Origin of the sequence: Paenibacillus sp. ALJ109b, from assembly GCF_010747435.1 — a bacterium.
GTDB classification, from domain to species: domain Bacteria; phylum Bacillota; class Bacilli; order Paenibacillales; family Paenibacillaceae; genus Paenibacillus; species Paenibacillus taichungensis.
This window is the reverse complement of record NZ_JAAIFP010000006.1, coordinates 81,066-98,597: the sequence shown is the minus strand read 5'-3', so window position 1 is coordinate 98,597 and position 17,532 is coordinate 81,066. Positions and strand designations below refer to the sequence as shown.

Below are 17,532 nucleotides of genomic sequence, written 5' to 3'. Positions count from 1 at the left end.
TGATTATGGCAATCAAACTCATTAACATTGGATTCGGTAACATCGTATCGGCGAACCGGATTATATCCATCGTGAGTCCGGAATCGGCGCCGATCAAGAGAATTATACAAGAGGCAAGAGACCGTCATATGCTGATAGACGCAACATACGGAAGACGTACTCGTGCCGTGATTATTACGGATAGCGATCATGTCATTCTGTCTGCGGTTCAGCCAGAAACGGTCGCCCATCGTCTTTCTTCGAAAGATGATGACAACGACGAATAAAATGGAGTGTAATATGTCTAAGGGATTACTGGTAGTGTTGTCCGGCCCATCTGGGGTCGGGAAGGGTACAGTATGCAGCGCTTTGCGCAAACGGGTGCCGGAATTGATTTATTCTGTATCGGCAACGACTCGTCAGCCACGTCTGGGTGAGGAACATGGCGTCAATTATTTCTTCAGAAGTCATGAAGAATTCCTGAACATGATTGCTGAAGATCAATTGTTGGAACACGCAGAATATGTAGGGAATTATTACGGAACACCGCGTGATTTTGTGGAGAAAACGATTAACGAAGGCCGGGACATCATCCTTGAGATTGAAGTTCAAGGCGCGTTGAAAGTGAAAGAAAAGTTCCCGGAAGGGATCTTTGTATTTCTGTTGCCTCCTTCATTGGACGAGCTTAAAGATCGCATTCAGGGCCGTGGTACGGAAAGTCAGGCGACGATTGATCATCGGATGTCCGTCGCGGTAGATGAGATCAGTCTGCTGGAGCAGTACGATTACGCTGTCGTTAATGATGAAATTGATTTGGCGTGTAAACGAATAGAAAGCATCATTATCGCCGAACATTGTAAGATCAATAAATAATCCATTTGCCGCCGCAAAATGCGATAATCAGTGGAGCTGCTGTCATAGTATATATGTAGAGCAGCTCCAGTCTGGTTAGTGTATCCAGCGGTGCACCATGATTCCGTCAGGCGGCGAATTGTGATTATACTAATGCAAAGAGGTGTTTTGTAAATATGCTGTATCCTTCTATTGATGAAATGATGAACAAAGTCGACAGCAAGTATTCCCTTGTTGTTGCCGCTTCCCGCCGGGCAAGACAGCTTCGTGAAGGTGAGAAAACGGATTTGAGAAATGCCAGATCCCATAAACAGGTTGGCGTTGCACTTGAAGAAATTTATGGTGATCTGCTCGTTGTCATCAAAGGACAGGACGAAGAGGAAGAAGAGTAAGCCGCCTGCGGCTGCTCTTCAACTGCATACGGCGCAAGCCGGATTTATTTGACAACCGCGAGGTTGTTATTTTTTTCTCTATTCATCATTATAAACGTCGTATATCGGGGGGATAACCATGTTGAACGGTAAAAAAATCGTGCTTGGTGTGACTGGCGGCATAGCCGCATACAAAGCGGCTACATTATGCAGCAGGCTGGTGCAAAAAGGAGCGGACGTTCATGTCATTATGACGAATTCCGCGAAACAGTTTATTACCGAATTAACGCTGCAAACCTTGACCCGAAATGTGGTATATAGTGATACATTTGATGAGCGGGAGCCTTCGGTCGTTTCGCATATCCATCTGGCTGATATGGCCGATCTTGTTTTGGTTGCTCCGGCAACAGCCAATGTGATTGCCAAAATGGCACATGGGATGGCTGATGATATGCTCTCTACAACCTTGCTTGCAACCACTGCACCGGTGATGATTGCGCCAGCGATGAATGTACATATGTATGATCATCCGGCTGTGCAGCATAATATGTGCCTGTTAACGGAGCGCGGAACGATGATGATTGAACCGGGTGAAGGTCAACTGGCGTGCGGGTATGTGGGCAAAGGACGTTTGGAAGAACCAGAGACAATTGTCGATGTGGTGGAACGTTTTTTTGAACAGCAGGAGTCTGCCAAACGGGAACGTAACGAACAGCTTTCTTTGTTGAGCGGGAAGAAGGTTGTGGTCACTGCAGGAGGTACCATCGAACGCATTGATCCGGTGAGATATATTACCAATGATTCCTCTGGAAAAATGGGTTTTGCCATTGCAGCGACAGCGCGTGATCTGGGGGCAGATGTGACTTTGGTTATGGGAAATACCCAGGTTCAGCCGCCAGCCAATGTAAAGGTGATCCCGGTACAGTCTGCGCAGGATATGTATGATGCGGTAGCAAGTGAGTGGGATGGTGCAGATATCGTGGTTAAGGCCGCGGCTGTTGCGGATTATCGCCCCAAGGAAGTGTACACGGAGAAAATCAAGAAGAAAGGCGATACATTATCGCTTGAACTTATTAAAAATATAGATATTCTTGAAACGCTGGGCAAGCAGAAGAGTCATCAATTTTTGATTGGTTTTGCTGCGGAGACAAATTCATTAGAAATGTATGCACGTGAGAAACTGGAACGGAAAAACTGTGATCTGATCGTAGCCAATGATGTCACCCAGGCGGGTGCCGGATTTGGAACAGATACCAACGCGGTGCACATCTATGACCGTGAAGGTTTGGTGGAAGAGCTTCAGGTGGTGGCCAAGGAAGAGGTGGCTCGCCGGTTGCTTTCGATTGCGGCGGAGCGCATTGCCGGGAGGAATTAATATGGAGATCGCCAAGGTTATTGTCGATGTTCCTGTGAAGGAAACGGACCGGCCGTTTGATTATCTGGTGCCGGAATCCATGCGTGAATGGATTGAGATAGGCAGCAGGGTAGGTGTACCTTTTGGTCATCGGACGGTGCAGGGTTTCGTAATTGATCTGGTGCCTCGCACGGGTACGGAGACTTTCAAACTCAAACCGATTCAGGAATTGCTGGATATCGTTCCACCGTTGTCTGAAGATTTGGTTGAATTAGCCGAGTGGATGAGTGAACGTTATGCCAGCAACCGCATTTTGTCTTTGCAGGTGATGGTCCCGACTGCGCTGAAAGGGAAAGCAGAACGGTATATCTCACTTGGAGATGCCCTGGATGGACAAATGACAGGTTCGACATCAGGTGAAGAAGTTCTTTTTGTGTGGGGAGAAGAATCGACTTCAGAAAAAGTGCAGCAAGATATTATTCGTTTTGTGAAGAGTCGTGGGCAGGTTCCCCTCCAACAATTGAGTCGTAAATACCCCAACCATGCTGCGCTGATCAAGAAGTTGTTGCTCAGTGGTGTCCTGCTGGAAAGTCAGGCGATTAAGGACAAGCTGAATAAAAAAACGATGAAATCCATTAATCTTGCTGTGGATGCAGTGGCTGCGGAAGAGGCATTGACTTCATTCCCGGCAAAGGCGCAAAGGCAGAAGGAAGTTTTGGTTTTCTTGCTGGAAATGAAAGAACTGTTGCCGATGGCGATGAAAGAATTGCTGTCCACACTTCAGGTATCAGCGGCTACAGTCAAAGGGCTTGAGGAGAAAGGGTTGGTTGTGACGGAGGACGTCGAAGTCTTTCGTGACCCTTATCAGGGACGTAAGTTTCGTGCGACCGAGCCACTGAATCTGACCGACGAACAGCAGCTTGTCTATAACAATATCAATGGTCGATTACAGGAAAGGCGCCATGGCGTCTTTTTGCTTCATGGTGTAACAGGCAGCGGCAAGACGGAAGTATACCTCCAGACGATTCAGCGCTGTATTGAACAGGATCGACAGGCAATTGTGCTTGTACCCGAGATTGCATTGACACCGCAGATGGTTGAGCGTTTTAAAGGACGTTTTGGTGACCAGGTTGCTGTGATGCACAGTCGTCTGTCTGGTGGGGAGCGTTATGATGAGTGGCGCAAAATTAGGGAAGGCCAGGTGAAAGTTGCCATTGGCGCCCGTTCAGCAGTCTTTGCTCCGTTTAGTCGTCTTGGTCTGATCATTATGGACGAGGAGCACGAGACTTCATATAAACAGGAAGAAACCCCCAAATATCATGCCCGTGATGTGGCGGTAAAAAGAGCACAGCAGCACCAGGCGGTCGTTGTCCTAGGTTCAGCGACACCTTCGCTGGAAAGTTACTATGCTGCTCGTTCGCAGAGCAATGATGATTTTGCACCACTTTTGTTGGAAATGCCTACCCGCGCACTTGGTAATAAGCTGCCGGAGGTACGGATTGTTGATATGCGCGAAGAGTTGAAGGACGGTAATCGCTCGATGTTCAGCCGCGCCTTGCACAAAGGATTGGAAGAGCGGTTGGAACGCGGGGAACAGACCGTGCTTTTGCTGAATCGACGTGGCTATTCTACCTTTGTAATGTGCCGCAGTTGTGGTTACGTTGCAGGCTGTCCCGAGTGTGATATTTCATTAACCTACCATCAGCGCTCAAACAATCTTCGTTGTCACTATTGTGGATATGCGGAAGCAGCACCAGAAGTGTGTCCGGATTGCGGTAGTGAGCATATTCGATATTTCGGTACAGGTACACAGCGGGTAGAGGAAGAATTGGCGAAGTTATTCCCGGGTATTCGCGTCATTCGGATGGACGTGGATACAACGAGCGAAAAAGGTTCGCATGAGAAGTTATTAAAGCAGTTTCGTGAGAAAAAGGCAGACGTATTGTTGGGTACCCAAATGGTCGCGAAAGGGCTTGATTTTCCTGATGTCACCTTGGTTGGTGTCATCACAGCAGACTCGGCACTTAATTTGCCGGATTTCCGGGCTGCCGAAAAAACATTTCAGCTGCTCACCCAGGTGGCGGGCCGTGCTGGTCGACATCAACTGCCGGGCGAGGTATTCGTACAGTCCTATACACCAGAGCACTATTCGATTGGGCATGCGAGCCAGCATGACTATGTTTCGTTTGTCCGTGAGGAATTATTGCATCGGCGCAATTTGCAGTATCCGCCATACTGCCGCCTGATTTTGGTGACCTTCTCACATGAGCAGCTTCCGGTACTGATCCGGCTGGCTGAGAACTACACACGAATACTGAAAGAAAAGGCAAATGCTGCTGGCTGGTTAGGCAGTTTGGACCGTTTCAGTAATGATGCCTTTGATGTGCTTGGCCCGGTAGCATCACCGATTCCTCGGATCAAGAATAGATACAGATTCCAATGTATGATAAAATGGCGGGGGGATGTCGACGCCATTGGACTGGCGCTCGCGACGGCCCGGCGCATGGACGACGATGTTCAGGCACAAAAACTGCAAATTAGTCTGGATGTAGACCCGCAAATGTTAATGTGAGCATTTGTAGTAAAATGCGGATGTAAACAAGCGGTATAAACATAGATTAAAAACAACATGAATGATGGCTCGATCTTAAAATCAGTTTTTGATACCTGCTACATAGCAGAAAATCAGTACTTATTTTTGAAATGAGCCTGATGTCCTGAAATTATGATGAGGATTAGGAAGGTGCTTACAACATGTCTATTCGTATTATCGTGAAAGAACCGGATGAGGTACTACACAAAAGAGCTAAAGAAGTAACCAAAGTCACACCCAATGTACAGAAACTGCTGGATGATATGGCAGATACGATGTATGACGCAGAAGGCGTAGGTCTGGCTGCACCACAGGTTGGTATTTTGAAACGCCTGATTGTGATCGATTGCGGAGATGAGCAGGGCCTGATCAAGATGATCAATCCGGAGATTATTTCGAGCGAGGGAGAGCAATTTGGACCCGAAGGATGCTTGAGTATTCCTGGTATTAACGGTGATGTGCGTCGTTTCGAGACAGTTACAGTCAAAGGGCTGGACCGCGAAGGCAAGGAACTGATTATTACGGGAAGCGGATTGTTGTCACGCGCATTCCAGCATGAGATTGACCATTTGGACGGCGTACTCTTTACGGATATTGCTGAAAAGGTATACGAAATTGCAGCCGATCAAACCGGGCCGCGTCGTAACTAAGGAGTGATCGATTTGAATATTGTTTTTATGGGAACGCCTGAATTTGCAGTTCCGTCTCTCGATATGCTTATAGCCGAGGGATATAACGTGGTTGGGGTAGTAACACAGCCAGATAAACCACAGGGCCGTAAAAAGGTACTTACACCAACACCAGTCAAGGCTGCGGCAGAACGCCACGGCCTGCCTGTATTTCAACCAGTGAAACTGCGTGCTTCAGAAGCTGTAGCCCAATTGGCTGAATGGAAACCGGATCTGATTGTGACTGCGGCTTTTGGGCAGATTCTGCCCAAAGCTGTGCTGGATATGCCCGTTCGTGGATGTGTGAACGTGCATGGCTCTCTTTTGCCAAAATATCGCGGTGGTGCCCCGATTCAACGCTCCATTATTAATGGAGAGCCAGTGACGGGAGTTACACTGATGTTTATGGCGGAAGGCTTGGATACGGGAGATATGATCTCACGTGTGGAAGTAGCGATTACGGATGAAGATACGTCAGGGTCCATGTTTGTAAAGCTCAGTGAAGCAGGCTCCAAATTGCTTCAAGAAGAAATGCCGAGGCTGATTGCAGGCGAAACAACGGCTGTTCCACAGGATGAAGCCGAGGCTTCGTATGCTCGTAATCTGACTCGGGATGACGAGAAGATGGACTGGAATCGCACGTCGCGTGAATTATTTAATCAAATTCGCGGTCTTGTGCCGTTCTCGGGTGCATTTACGATGTGGGATGAGCAGGTCTTCAAGGTCTGGGCAGCAGCAAATCCGAAGCAGGCGGATGTACTCTCTTCTTCGAATGCTGGACAAGCTAAGCCGGGAACGGTGTTACAATTGGGCAAAAACGGCATTGAAGTTAGCACAGGTGACGGTTCTCTCTGGCTTACTGAGGTTCAGCCCGCAGGAAAAAAAGTAATGCAAGCTGCTGACTTTGCCCGTGGTGGCACTCTGAAACCAGGAACGGTGCTGCAATGAGCGGAAATACACCGGGCCGTCCGTCAGGAAATGGTCATAAAGTCGCAGGAAATACGTCCGGGCGTGGAGGAAATAAACCTCGTCCCAACCAGGGGAAATCGGGTCGGACAGGAAATTTATCTGCGTCCCCAGCTTCGGCCAACGGTACATCACGCTCGGAGCGGCCCAAAACATCTGCTCGTGCACTCGCTGTAAAGGTACTCAGCGCCGTTGAGCAAGAAGGAGCATACAGCAACCTTGAGCTGAACCGGCGTCTGAAAGAGGCCGAGCTAAGTCCGGCAGATGCCGGACTAGCTACAGAGTTGGTTTATGGTACGATCGCGAGACGGAATACCCTTGATTATTTTCTGGAACGCTATGTAGCCAAAGGTGTATCCAAGCTGCAACCTTGGGTTCGCAGCCTGCTGCGCATCAGCGTGTACCAGATGTTATATCTGGACCGTATTCCGGAACACGCGGTGGTGAGTGAAGCCGTCAACTTGGCTAAGAAATTAGGTCATCAGGGCATCTCCGGTATGGTGAATGGCGTTCTACGGAACATGATTCGCAATCGTGATGAACTGCGCATTCCCGAACATTTGCCTGCAGCTGAACGTATCTCACTGGAGCATTCACACCCGCTGTGGATGGTCGAACGCTGGATCAGCCAATATGGCGAAGAGACAGCGGAAGCGATTTGCCGTGCAAATAATGAACCGCCTGCGGTTAGTGTTCGTGTGAACAAGACAATGACTACACGTGAGAAATTAATGCTGGAGATGGAGAGCACGGGTGCTATCGTGGAACCTTCCCGGCTTAGTCCAGACGGTATTCTCGTTCGCAGTGGTGGCAACATGGCACTTACGTCCTGGTATCGGGATGGCCTGCTGTCTGTTCAGGATGAAAGTTCCATGCTTGTAGCCGAGGCAGTTGGGCCTGAAGATGGTCAGACTGTATTGGACTGCTGTGCAGCTCCTGGCGGAAAGACAGCCCATATGGCGGAGAAAATGCAGGACCGTGGACGAATTGTGGCCAATGATGTACATGCTCACAAACGTCAGTTGATCATGGATCAGGCAGATCGTCTGGGACTTAGCTGTATTGATGCTGTAACAGGGGATGCACTTGATCTGGATGAGCGTTATCCTGAGGCGTCATTTGACCGCATTCTGCTGGATGCACCATGTTCTGGTCTAGGTGTTATTCGCCGCAAGCCGGATGTCAAATGGACGAAAACTGCGGAAGATATCCAGAATATCTCCAATCTTCAACGTGAACTGCTGGATCGGGTTGCACCGCTATTAAAGCCGGGTGGTATTCTGGTATATAGTACGTGTACAATCGAGCCTGCGGAGAACGAGCATAGGGTCGCAGACTTTTTGGACCGGCATTCGGAATACAAAGCCGCTGAAGACTCTGCTTGGTCTGGTATGGAGACAGCCGATTGGAAGGTTGTGAACGGTGGTGTGCAGATCCTGCCACAGTACGCTCACAGTGACGGATTTTTCATTGCCAGGTTGACAAGGATAGCGGATTAACAGTTTAATAGAGCACTGAAGGATAGCCGCCGAGGGGAACTTCGGCGGATTTCTTTGTGATTAGACTGAAGGTGTTCAACATCAGTAAAATGTGATGATAGGGTGCGATGCAGGCATTGAGGTGTTATAATGCATGAAGTACAGGCATCAAGGGTATACATGGATGTAACGTGGTCTTTGTGATAGAATAGGAAGAATGAAAAGAAAAGAAGGAATAGGTGTTGACAACAAAATGAAACCTTTTATATATGATTATTCCCTGGAGGAGCTGCAACAGTGGGCTGTTGAGAACGGGGAGCCGGCTTTTCGCGGTGGTCAGATCTTCGACTGGATTTATGTGAAACGTGTGAATGATTTCAGTGAAATGACGAACTTGTCCAAAGCGCTGCGTGAAAAGCTGACTGAACAATTTGAATTCGTTACACTTACTGAAATTACGAAGTTTGAATCAAAAGATGGAACGGTGAAATTCCTGTTCGGTCTGCATGATGATCATGCGATCGAAACAGTTATCATGAAGCACAACTATGGTAACAGCATCTGTGTAACAACACAGGTTGGCTGCCGGATTGGCTGCACGTTCTGTGCATCCACGCTGGGTGGACTGAAACGTAACCTTACAGCTGGCGAAATTGTCGCTCAGGTTGTGCAAGCCCAGAAAATTCTGGATGAACGTGGTGAGCGGGTCAGCAGCATCGTAATCATGGGTTCAGGTGAACCTTTTGAGAACTATGAAGCAACAATGACGTTCCTGCGTATCATGATTCACGAAAAAGGGCTGAATATCGGTCAGCGCCATATCACGGTGTCCACAAGTGGAATCGTACCTAACATTTACAAGTTTGCAGATGAAGATACACAGATTAACCTGGCTATCTCCATCCATGCGCCAAATGATGCATTGCGTTCCAAATTGATGCCGGTAAACCGCCGTTTTCCTTTTGAGGATGTAATGGAGTCATTGCGTTATTACTTGGCGAAAACGGGTCGCAGAATTACGTTTGAGTACGCACTTATCGGTGGTGTGAATGATCAGCCGGAACATGCGGCAGAACTGGCAAGCGTGCTTAAGAACATGTTGTGCCATGTAAACCTGATTCCGGTCAACCATGTACCTGAGCGCAAGTACGTAAGAACATCCAGAAGCGATATTTTTAATTTTCAAAAGATTCTCTCGGAGCAGGGTGTTAATGTAACCATTCGTCGTGAACAGGGACATGATATTGCTGCCGCTTGCGGTCAGCTTCGTGCAAAGCATATGGAGTTGAGGTGAGAACGTTTTGATCAAAACAGTTCATGTGAGCCATATCGGACGGGTGCGTTCGGTGAATGAAGATTCATCCTGGATTCGAAATCTCGATACAGGTTATATTCTGGGTATTGTTGCCGATGGTATGGGCGGACATCTTGCAGGAGATACAGCAAGCCGTCTGGCGGTAGAGACGTTGGTGCAGGATCTGGGAACGCTTGAGCCGGGTCTTTCACATGCGTCTTTGTCAGCCGCATTGAGCGATGCTATTTTGCATGCCAACGAAGTGATCTTCCGTACTGCCTCCTCGGATGATAATTACCACAACATGGGAACCACCGTGGTTGCGGCGTTATTAAATGATACGGAAGGCGTTATTGGTCACATCGGTGATAGCAGAGCATACAAAATTGCAAACAAACATGTGATCCAGTTGACCGAGGACCATACACTAGTCAATGAATTGTTCAAAAATGGTCAGATCAGCAAAGAAGATGTCTCTCATCATCCGCGTCGCAATGTGCTGACACGTGCTCTTGGGACAGATGCTGAAGTGAAGGTGGATCTGGATACCGTCAAGCTGGAAGAAGGCGAGGTTCTTCTCCTGTGCAGTGATGGGCTTAGTAATCTGGTCAGCAATGAGCAGATCATTCAGGTCGCAGGTAATCTGGAACTGGCATTGGAAGATCGTGCCGATCGCCTGCTTCAGCTGGCTTTGCTTGCTGGAGGAGATGACAATATTACGGTGGCATTATTCGAACTGCAAAAGGAAGGTTCCGTGATATCGGAAACGGGGTGTGAGTCATGATTGGGCACCAGCTAGGCGGACGCTATGAAGTGATCGAGCGTGTCGGCGGTGGCGGCATGGCTCTTGTATATAAGGCCCAGGACCTGTTGCTCAACCGGAACGTTGCCATCAAAGTGTTACGGCAGCAATTTGTGCATGACGAAGAGTTTATCCGCCGTTTCCGCAGAGAAGCACAATCAGCAGCTTCGCTGTCACATCCTAACGTAGTTAGTGTTTATGATGTCGGACAGGAAGATGACGTTCATTATATTGTCATGGAATATGTCGAAGGTAAAAACCTGAATGAAATTATTAAAGAACGGGCGCCTCTGCAGGTGGACGAAGCAGTTCGGATCGCCTCCCAGATTGCAGATGCTCTCGATCATGCACATCATAATCAGATCATTCATCGGGATATCAAACCACATAATATATTGATTGGTCGTAATGGCCGTGTGAAAGTAACGGATTTCGGGATTGCCCGTGCGGTTACGTCCACAACAATTACACAGACCGGCTCAGTAGTCGGTTCCGTACATTACTTCTCACCTGAGCATGCCAAAGGCATCGTGACTGGCGAGAAGTCGGACTTATATTCTCTTGGTATTGTACTCTATCAAATGCTGACTGGGCAGCTTCCGTTCCTGGGAGAGAGTCCGATTAGCGTTGCTTTGAAGCATTTGCAGGAAGAGTTTGATGAACCTCGCAAATTCAATCCACTTATCCCGCAAAGCGTAGAGAACGTTATTCTAAAATCCATGCGCAAAAATCCGCAGGAGCGTTACCAATCCGCCAAAGAAATGCAGACGGATCTGGAAACCTGCTTGATGCCGGAAAGACGTAATGAAACGAAGATTGATTTTCCGGATGAGGATGATATCGATCAGACCCGTGTTATGCCGGCGATCAAGCCGGAGCCACGTGGAGTTACATCCACAGGTGCTATACCCGTGATGGAGTCTGACCAAGATAACAACAAGGGCAAAACCAAAACAAAGAACTGGAAGAAGCCAGCGTTGCTGATCTCGTTGACCGTGCTTATTCTTATCGCCATGGTTGGAGTTGTGTGGTACGTGAAAGGTATGCTTGTTGTGCCTGATGTTAAGGTGCCCAATGTTGTGAGTCAGACCGAAGAAAAGGCACGCCAAATGTTGCAGGACAACGGGCTTGTTGTCAGTGATAATGTCATCCGGGAGTACAAGGAAGGCGTTGAACCGGGTATTGTGTTCGATCAGAGCAGGAATGAAGGCGATATCGTCAAAGAAGGCTCTGAGGTCCAGCTGAGTGTGGGGGCGGAAAAAGCACTGTCCAAGATGATTGATCTCAAAGACCTTTCATACGATGAGGCGGTCAAACAACTCACCGAACTGGATATCAAAGAGGATCAGATTCAGCGTAAGGATGAATATTCAAATGATAAATCGGCGGGGACGGTTCTATCCCAAAATCCTGGGGTGAATGTAGAATACGATCCGGCAGAGGTTCAGATTGTTCTGACCGTGAGCAAAGGCTCCGAAACAATAAAAATGCCGGACTTGAAAAACCGTACTCGAAGTGAGGCAGAGAGTATACTCAAATCCGCTGGGTTAGTCCTTGCTCAGGTTCAGGAAGAGTCGAGCTACACCGTAGATGAAGGCAAAGTGACACAACAATGGCCTGTGGAAGCTGGTGCAGAGGTGAATCCTGGTGATAAAATCACCATTTTCATTAGTACTGGATATCCGCCAGAGGCATTGAACTACCCCTATAACATTAACGTTTCGCCAAAAGAAGTAGGAAAGAGCAGCAAAATTCGAATTACTTTCGAGGATGCTCGTGGCAAAAGTCAGGAATGGGGAACCCGGAGCATCAAGTCTGCCCAAACGCTGACAATTCCGCTTGTTCTGGCACCAAACGTCGATGGTGTTGTCTCTGTCTATCGGGATGGCCAATTCCTGGATACGTATCTGGTGTCCTATATTGATGCCAAAAATGGAACGGTAGTTGTGCCTACCATTGAGCCCGAGAAAGGTGCAGAGCCACCTCCAACAACGGAGGAGCCTGAACAAGGCGGTGGTGGTGATGAAGGCACCGTGGATACACAACAGGAAGGTGAACCGGATACACCTGTTGAGGGTGAAGGGGAGCATGACGAAGCAGATACTTCTGCGATGAAGAACGGAAATGGTCTCGCCAAGGGAAAAGATAAGAAAAAGGAAGTCGTTAACGCATCAAGCCGTCCATAAGGGCGGCTTATTGCCGACGTTCAGGGTAAATGTACTGTAAATTAAAGGAGGGCGACGGAGCTATGCCAGAAGGTATCATCGTTAAAGCGCTAAGCGGTTACTATTATGTCATGCCACTGGAAGACAGCGGGGTGCCTTCGGTTGAAGGCTCCGCCGTTCAATGCCGGGCCAGAGGTATCTTCAGAAAACGGGGTACTTCACCACTTGTGGGTGACCGAGTCAGCTATATGCTGACAGAGAACGGAGAAGGAACAGTAGATGAGATTCGCAAACGTGAAACGGAGTTAATTCGTCCACCTGTTGCCAATGTAAGTCTGGCTGTTCTGTTATTTTCCGTTAAGGAACCGGACATGAATCTCAATCTGTTGGACAAATTCCTGGTACATATCGAACAAGCTGGACTGGATGCACTGATTGTGCTCACGAAGCAGGACCTGGCTGATCCAGAAAACGATGCCCGTGATACAGTAGCTGAAGTAAAAGCTATGTACGAGCAAATTGGATATGAAGTTATCTCTACCAGTTCACGAACCGGTGAAGGCAATGAACTGCTCAAGGAGCGTCTTGCCGGCAAGATTAGCGTATTCTCCGGGCAATCCGGTGTAGGTAAATCTTCGATGCTGAATGCCTTGATGCCAGGTCTAACCCTGGAGACCAGTGCAATCAGCATGCGCCTTGGCCGAGGGAAACACACCACCAGGCACGTGGAGCTCATACCTCTGGATAATGGTGGCTTTGTCGCCGATACGCCGGGATTCAGCCAACTGGACTTCCTGGAGATTGGTGTGGAGGAGTTATCCACTTGTTTCCGGGAGTTCGCTCAATATGCGGATCAGTGTAAGTTCCGAGGCTGTACCCATACGCACGAACCAGGTTGCCGGGTGCTTGCAGCCAAAGCGGAGGGAATGATCTCCGAAAGCCGTTATCAGCATTACGAACAATTCCTTACAGAAATGAAAGACAAAAAGCGGAGGTATTAATATGATTAAAATTGCCCCATCTATTTTATCTGCGGATTTTGCCCGTCTCGGCGCGGAAGTGGCGGAAGCCCAAGCTGCTGGCGGAGACTGGATTCATGTTGATGTCATGGACGGTCATTTCGTCCCTAATATTACGCTTGGACCTGCGATTGTAAAAGCGATCGCTCCACATACAAGTTTGCCTCTTGATGTGCATTTGATGATTGAGAATCCAGAGCGTTATGTGGAGGAATTTGCGAAAGCTGGCGCGGCTGTTATTACGGTTCATGCCGAGGCTTGTGTGCATCTGCACCGCGTTATTCATCTGATCAAGGAACAGGGAGTTAAGGCAGGGGTTGCTCTTAATCCGGGAACTCCGGCTAGTGCTATTCAGGAAGTGCTGGACGATGTGGATATGGTGCTTGTCATGACCGTAAATCCCGGTTTTGGTGGACAGGCTTTCATCTCTGGCACGATGAACAAAATCAAGCAAATTCGTAGCTGGTTGAACGAAAAAGGTCGTCATGACGTGCATATTGAAGTGGATGGCGGTATTGCTGCCGACACGGCTCCGCTTGTGGTTGAAGCTGGCGCGGATGTGCTTGTTGCGGGAAGTGCTGTATTTGGACGTGAAGATCGCGCTGCCGCGATTGCCGAAATTCGCAGTAGTTACGGAGGCTGAGCATGAACCTCAAGGAGACGCTGTGGACAATGGCTGCGAGTCTCGTTACGGGACTGGTGCTTGCAATGTTTGCGGTTATTCAATCCCCATACAATGCGATTACGTCATTGATCGGGGTTGGTGTTGTCATTATGTACTTCCGCAAATTTGACCGTACAGGACTTCGGGTTACTTTTGTGATATTCAGCATACTGTATTACTTATTGAGTGTATTCATGATCGCTGTCTATCAATATATCCCTACCCAAACCTAAATGACCTGATAACCAGGCTCGTCATTGTGGAATAGGGACAAAGGGTTCCGCATAAATATGGTTACATGAGCAGGTTTCTCATGTAGCCTTTTTTGTCGTGTTTAAGGCAAAGAAGGCCTGGAGCATAGGATACGGCGGATGCATGAGCATGATGGGGAGGGTGAAGTATGAAATTTTACACATTCAAACTGCCGAAGTTTTTGGGAGGGTTTGTAAAGGCGATTCTTAATACGTTTCAAAAGAACTGACATGATTAAAAGGTTCCATTGGCGAATACCGCCGCTATGGCTTCAGGATCATCTGGAATTCGGACCTGCGAAGCGCCATGCGGCGGCCATTCACATGCTGATGTGTGTATTCATGATTTTATTTCTGAATACCAAAAAAGCACCTGCAAGGAACAAGGTGCTTTTTGCTTACCCGATTTATAGTAGCTTTGCGTGATTATACGCGAGTCACTTTACCGGCTTTCAGTGCACGGGTGCTTACGTATACACGTTTTGGTTTACCGTTCACGAGAATGCGGACCTTCTGAACGTTTACGCCCCAAGAACGACGGTTACGGTTGTTAGCGTGGGATACGTGGTTACCGGTGCCCGGTTTCTTACCTGTCACATAACATTTGCGAGACATAGATTACACCTCCTATCCTAAAATAACCAGTTGCCCTATGGAGACACGAATGCCATTCCAAACGGGCTAAATTGTTCTTCCTGACCGCAATGGTCAGGTTCCAGTAGCTAATGGCGTTGTTCAAGCCGGCATAGCCGGATCATTTCCATTACTAAACCTGCATAAAACAATACTTGAATATAATATCATATTGAAAAAAGCTTCGTCAACTGATCCAAAAACTTTATTTATTTCTCCTGTCTAATATAGTACAATGTTGAATAGTCCATAATACAGCGGTGAACAGGCTGTTGCCGCGGGGAAGCCGGAGAAAAAACCGGCCTTAAAGGTCGGTGGTCTGCTTTTTTGGCAACGCTGTGAGCTGCGGCATTCCATCATTGGCACCAGTCTCCATGCGGCATTCATGCCGGCTCTTGATACCGGTGCATATCCGTATGCCCCGAATTAGGGGTTACAGAGCAATTGCAGGATATCGGTTGCCCGGCCGCCCAGACCGTTAATCCGGCTGACATTATGTATTATTATGCCTGTGCCGGACAAGGTATGGACGAAGAATAACGCGATAAGCGTTTGCGCATGAACAGACCAGATAACATCTTGGTGCAAGATGTTCGTGTATCAAGCTAGGAAGGGGAATTCTCACTTGAGTATACGTTCTTTAAATGGAACAGATTTCACCGCAATGGTACTTGCCGGAGCGGAACAACTTGGACAGCATGCAGAGCACGTCAATTCCCTGAATGTTTTCCCTGTGCCGGATGGCGACACGGGAACGAACATGAATTTGACAATGAGTGCAGGAGTCGCAGAGATTAAACGTAAGAGTTCTGCCTCCATCGGAGAAGCTGCCGGTATTTTATCAAAAGGCCTGCTTATGGGCGCACGGGGGAATTCCGGAGTAATATTATCGCAATTGTTCCGCGGATTCAGTCGTTCAGCTGCTCCTTACGAGGAACTGAATACACTCCAGTTCGCCGCAGCCCTGCAGAACGGTGTGGACGCAGCTTATAAAGCTGTAGTGAAACCCGTTGAAGGGACCATTCTTACCGTAGCCAAGGAAGCGGCGAAACATGCCAGCTACTACGCAAGACGGACGAATGATATAACTGAATTAATGAATGAAGTATTGTTAAAAGCAAAAGAAGCACTGGCAATGACTCCGGAATTGCTGCCTGTATTGAAACAGGTCGGTGTTGTGGATTCGGGCGGTCAGGGGCTTGTATATATTTACGAAGGCTTTATGGACGTTCTGCTGCAAACGGATGGTGCAAGTCGTACATCCTTCCAGAGAGACGTACAACCAAGCGTAGCGGCATCTGCATTGAAACCGGCTGCACCGTCAGAAGTGGTTTCTGCGAAGCCTGCACAGCAGGTAATCGTGCCGGAGATGCCAATGTCTGCCCAAGCGCGACTGGAAACGGAAGATATTGAGTTCCTATATGACATGGAGTTCTTTATTAACCGTGAGCTTGGAGAGAACGCAGGTGTTGCATTTGATGACGAAGCATTCCGGAAAGCGTTGTCAGTTAACGGGGACTCCATCATTATTATTGCTGACGATGAAGTGATTAAGGTTCACGTGCATTCCAAGACACCTGGGGATGTATTAAATCTAGCTCTCCGTTATGGAGAAATCACACAAATTCATATTCTCAATATGCGTGAGCAGCATCGTGATCTGCTGACTGCAGGTATGGACATTGCGCCTTCGCCTGAGCTGTTCGCAGAGATTCCGCCTGAAGCGACGCGTAGCGTGGAAAAAGCTGTGCTCCCAGCAGACGAGATGGCACCATATGGTTTTATCGCGGTATCTTCTGGTGAAGGCATTGCGGAGATTTTCCAGAGTCTTGGCGTGGATGTAGTTCTTTCTGGTGGACAAACGATGAATCCGAGCACCGAAGATTTTGTGAAAGCGGTGCGTTCGATCGCGGCAGAACAGGTATTTATTTTGCCGAACAACTCCAATATTGTACTTGCCGCCGAACAGGCTCGCGAGCTGCTTGAAGATGAGCGTCGAATTATTGTGATTCCGAGCAAGACGATCCCTCAGGGCATGGCAGCGGCTTTTGCTTTCCAGGAGGATGAGTCTGCGGAAACCAATCGTGACCATATGCTTGAGGCGATTAGCCGGGTACAGTCCGGTCAAGTGACTCATGCGGTCAGAGATACACAATATGACGAGCTTGATATCAAAGCTGGACACTATATCGGTATCCATAATTCCAAGATCGTGGCAACGGATGAAAGCATGCTGCACGCATGTGAAGGCCTGCTGCAACAGATGATGGAGAGCGGAGATGAAGTAGTGACCATCCTTGAAGGGGACGAGGCCACCCCTGAGATTACCGCTGCGCTTGTCGCATGGCTTGAAGAACAATATCCTGATGCTGAGGTAGAGGTGCATCTTGGAGGACAGCCGGTTTATTATTATTTGTTCTCTGTAGAGTCCTAAAGCACTTAA

At 48.3% G+C, this 17,532-nt stretch carries 18 protein-coding genes; 17 read left to right on the top strand and 1 reads right to left on the bottom strand.

Features of this window, described 5'->3' with window-relative positions; all coding sequences use genetic code 11:
* Positions 1-5: 5 nt before the first annotated feature.
* The 16 genes from remA to G3352_RS06605 all read left to right on the top strand — a co-directional run bounded on the left by remA (position 6) and on the right by G3352_RS06605 (position 14,882).
* Positions 6-266, top strand: coding sequence for an extracellular matrix/biofilm regulator RemA (gene remA / locus G3352_RS06680; protein ID WP_006209218.1), 261 nt, complete (start codon positions 6-8; stop codon positions 264-266).
* Between the two features lie 13 nt (positions 267-279).
* The gene (gene gmk / locus G3352_RS06675; protein WP_024631121.1) at positions 280-852 is read left to right on the top strand and encodes a guanylate kinase; all 573 of its coding nucleotides are present in this window, start codon (positions 280-282) and stop codon (positions 850-852) included.
* Positions 853-1,007: 155 nt separating this feature from the next.
* A complete protein-coding gene (rpoZ, locus tag G3352_RS06670; protein WP_024631120.1) occupies positions 1,008-1,223 on the top strand; it encodes a DNA-directed RNA polymerase subunit omega in 216 nt (71 codons plus the stop codon).
* 118 nt (positions 1,224-1,341) lie between these two features.
* Positions 1,342-2,577 carry a bifunctional phosphopantothenoylcysteine decarboxylase/phosphopantothenate--cysteine ligase CoaBC gene (gene coaBC / locus G3352_RS06665; protein ID WP_163755177.1) on the top strand — a complete coding sequence of 412 codons (1,236 nt, stop codon included), beginning with the start codon at positions 1,342-1,344 and terminating at the stop codon, positions 2,575-2,577.
* Between the two features lies 1 nt (position 2,578).
* Positions 2,579-5,128 (top strand): primosomal protein N', encoded by a 2,550-nt coding sequence (priA, locus tag G3352_RS06660; protein ID WP_163755174.1) that lies wholly within the window; start codon positions 2,579-2,581, stop codon positions 5,126-5,128.
* A 182-nt stretch (positions 5,129-5,310) separates the two neighbouring features.
* Positions 5,311-5,799 carry a peptide deformylase gene (gene def / locus G3352_RS06655; protein WP_024631117.1) on the top strand — a complete coding sequence of 163 codons (489 nt, stop codon included), beginning with the start codon at positions 5,311-5,313 and terminating at the stop codon, positions 5,797-5,799.
* A 12-nt stretch (positions 5,800-5,811) separates the two neighbouring features.
* Positions 5,812-6,765 carry a methionyl-tRNA formyltransferase gene (fmt, locus tag G3352_RS06650; RefSeq protein ID WP_163755173.1) on the top strand — a complete coding sequence of 318 codons (954 nt, stop codon included), beginning with the start codon at positions 5,812-5,814 and terminating at the stop codon, positions 6,763-6,765.
* On the top strand, positions 6,762-8,282 hold the full coding sequence (rsmB, locus tag G3352_RS06645) for a 16S rRNA (cytosine(967)-C(5))-methyltransferase RsmB (protein ID WP_163755171.1): 1,521 nt from the start codon (positions 6,762-6,764) through the stop codon (positions 8,280-8,282). The genes fmt and rsmB overlap by 4 nt, the downstream gene beginning before the upstream one ends.
* 232 nt (positions 8,283-8,514) lie before the next feature.
* Positions 8,515-9,555 (top strand): dual-specificity RNA methyltransferase RlmN, encoded by a 1,041-nt coding sequence (rlmN, locus tag G3352_RS06640; protein WP_063565754.1) that lies wholly within the window; start codon positions 8,515-8,517, stop codon positions 9,553-9,555.
* Positions 9,556-9,562: 7 nt separating this feature from the next.
* Complete coding sequence (locus tag G3352_RS06635) at positions 9,563-10,339, top strand: Stp1/IreP family PP2C-type Ser/Thr phosphatase (protein WP_063565604.1); 777 nt, start codon at positions 9,563-9,565, stop codon at positions 10,337-10,339.
* Complete coding sequence (pknB, locus tag G3352_RS06630; RefSeq protein WP_163755170.1) at positions 10,336-12,543, top strand: Stk1 family PASTA domain-containing Ser/Thr kinase; 2,208 nt, start codon at positions 10,336-10,338, stop codon at positions 12,541-12,543. Before G3352_RS06635 ends, pknB begins: the two co-directional genes overlap by 4 nt.
* 62 nt (positions 12,544-12,605) lie before the next feature.
* Positions 12,606-13,523: a ribosome small subunit-dependent GTPase A gene (gene rsgA / locus G3352_RS06625; protein ID WP_076288235.1), complete on the top strand. Its 918-nt coding sequence runs from the start codon at positions 12,606-12,608 to the stop codon at positions 13,521-13,523.
* Between the two features lies 1 nt (position 13,524).
* Positions 13,525-14,184: a ribulose-phosphate 3-epimerase gene (gene rpe / locus G3352_RS06620; RefSeq protein ID WP_053784310.1), complete on the top strand. Its 660-nt coding sequence runs from the start codon at positions 13,525-13,527 to the stop codon at positions 14,182-14,184.
* A gap of 2 nt (positions 14,185-14,186) precedes the next feature.
* The gene (locus G3352_RS06615) at positions 14,187-14,438 is read left to right on the top strand and encodes a hypothetical protein (protein ID WP_024631109.1); all 252 of its coding nucleotides are present in this window, start codon (positions 14,187-14,189) and stop codon (positions 14,436-14,438) included.
* Positions 14,439-14,605: 167 nt separating this feature from the next.
* Positions 14,606-14,686 carry a stage V sporulation protein SpoVM gene (gene spoVM, locus G3352_RS06610; RefSeq protein ID WP_019424875.1) on the top strand — a complete coding sequence of 27 codons (81 nt, stop codon included), beginning with the start codon at positions 14,606-14,608 and terminating at the stop codon, positions 14,684-14,686.
* A gap of 1 nt (position 14,687) precedes the next feature.
* Positions 14,688-14,882, top strand: a complete 195-nt coding sequence (locus G3352_RS06605; protein ID WP_064636619.1) for a hypothetical protein — start codon at positions 14,688-14,690, stop codon at positions 14,880-14,882.
* Here the strand turns inward: G3352_RS06605 and rpmB are convergent, their stop codons facing one another.
* On the bottom strand, positions 14,883-15,071 hold the full coding sequence (gene rpmB / locus G3352_RS06600) for a 50S ribosomal protein L28 (RefSeq protein WP_024631107.1): 189 nt from the start codon (positions 15,069-15,071) through the stop codon (positions 14,883-14,885).
* A 643-nt stretch (positions 15,072-15,714) separates the two neighbouring features.
* Here rpmB and G3352_RS06595 point away from each other — a divergent pair.
* Positions 15,715-17,523, top strand: coding sequence for a DAK2 domain-containing protein (locus G3352_RS06595; protein ID WP_163755168.1), 1,809 nt, complete (start codon positions 15,715-15,717; stop codon positions 17,521-17,523).
* Positions 17,524-17,532 lie beyond the last annotated feature (9 nt).

Bases quoted from the DNA above. Each gene is read 5' to 3' on its own strand.
- rpoZ (WP_024631120.1), top strand. From the start codon at position 1,008: ATGCTGTATCCTTCTATTGATGAAATGATGAACAAAGTCGACAGCAAG.
- G3352_RS06615 (WP_024631109.1), top strand. From the start codon at position 14,187: ATGAACCTCAAGGAGACGCTGTGGACAATGGCTGCGAGTCTCGTTACG.
- rpe (WP_053784310.1), top strand. From the start codon at position 13,525: ATGATTAAAATTGCCCCATCTATTTTATCTGCGGATTTTGCCCGTCTC.
- gmk (WP_024631121.1), top strand. From the start codon at position 280: ATGTCTAAGGGATTACTGGTAGTGTTGTCCGGCCCATCTGGGGTCGGG.
- rlmN (WP_063565754.1), top strand. From the start codon at position 8,515: ATGAAACCTTTTATATATGATTATTCCCTGGAGGAGCTGCAACAGTGG.
- remA (WP_006209218.1), top strand. From the start codon at position 6: ATGGCAATCAAACTCATTAACATTGGATTCGGTAACATCGTATCGGCG.
- def (WP_024631117.1), top strand. From the start codon at position 5,311: ATGTCTATTCGTATTATCGTGAAAGAACCGGATGAGGTACTACACAAA.
- priA (WP_163755174.1), top strand. From the start codon at position 2,579: ATGGAGATCGCCAAGGTTATTGTCGATGTTCCTGTGAAGGAAACGGAC.
- coaBC (WP_163755177.1), top strand. From the start codon at position 1,342: ATGTTGAACGGTAAAAAAATCGTGCTTGGTGTGACTGGCGGCATAGCC.
- G3352_RS06605 (WP_064636619.1), top strand. From the start codon at position 14,688: ATGATTAAAAGGTTCCATTGGCGAATACCGCCGCTATGGCTTCAGGAT.
- rsgA (WP_076288235.1), top strand. From the start codon at position 12,606: ATGCCAGAAGGTATCATCGTTAAAGCGCTAAGCGGTTACTATTATGTC.
- pknB (WP_163755170.1), top strand. From the start codon at position 10,336: ATGATTGGGCACCAGCTAGGCGGACGCTATGAAGTGATCGAGCGTGTC.
- rsmB (WP_163755171.1), top strand. From the start codon at position 6,762: ATGAGCGGAAATACACCGGGCCGTCCGTCAGGAAATGGTCATAAAGTC.
- spoVM (WP_019424875.1), top strand. From the start codon at position 14,606: ATGAAATTTTACACATTCAAACTGCCGAAGTTTTTGGGAGGGTTTGTA.
- rpmB (WP_024631107.1), bottom strand. From the start codon at position 15,071: ATGTCTCGCAAATGTTATGTGACAGGTAAGAAACCGGGCACCGGTAAC.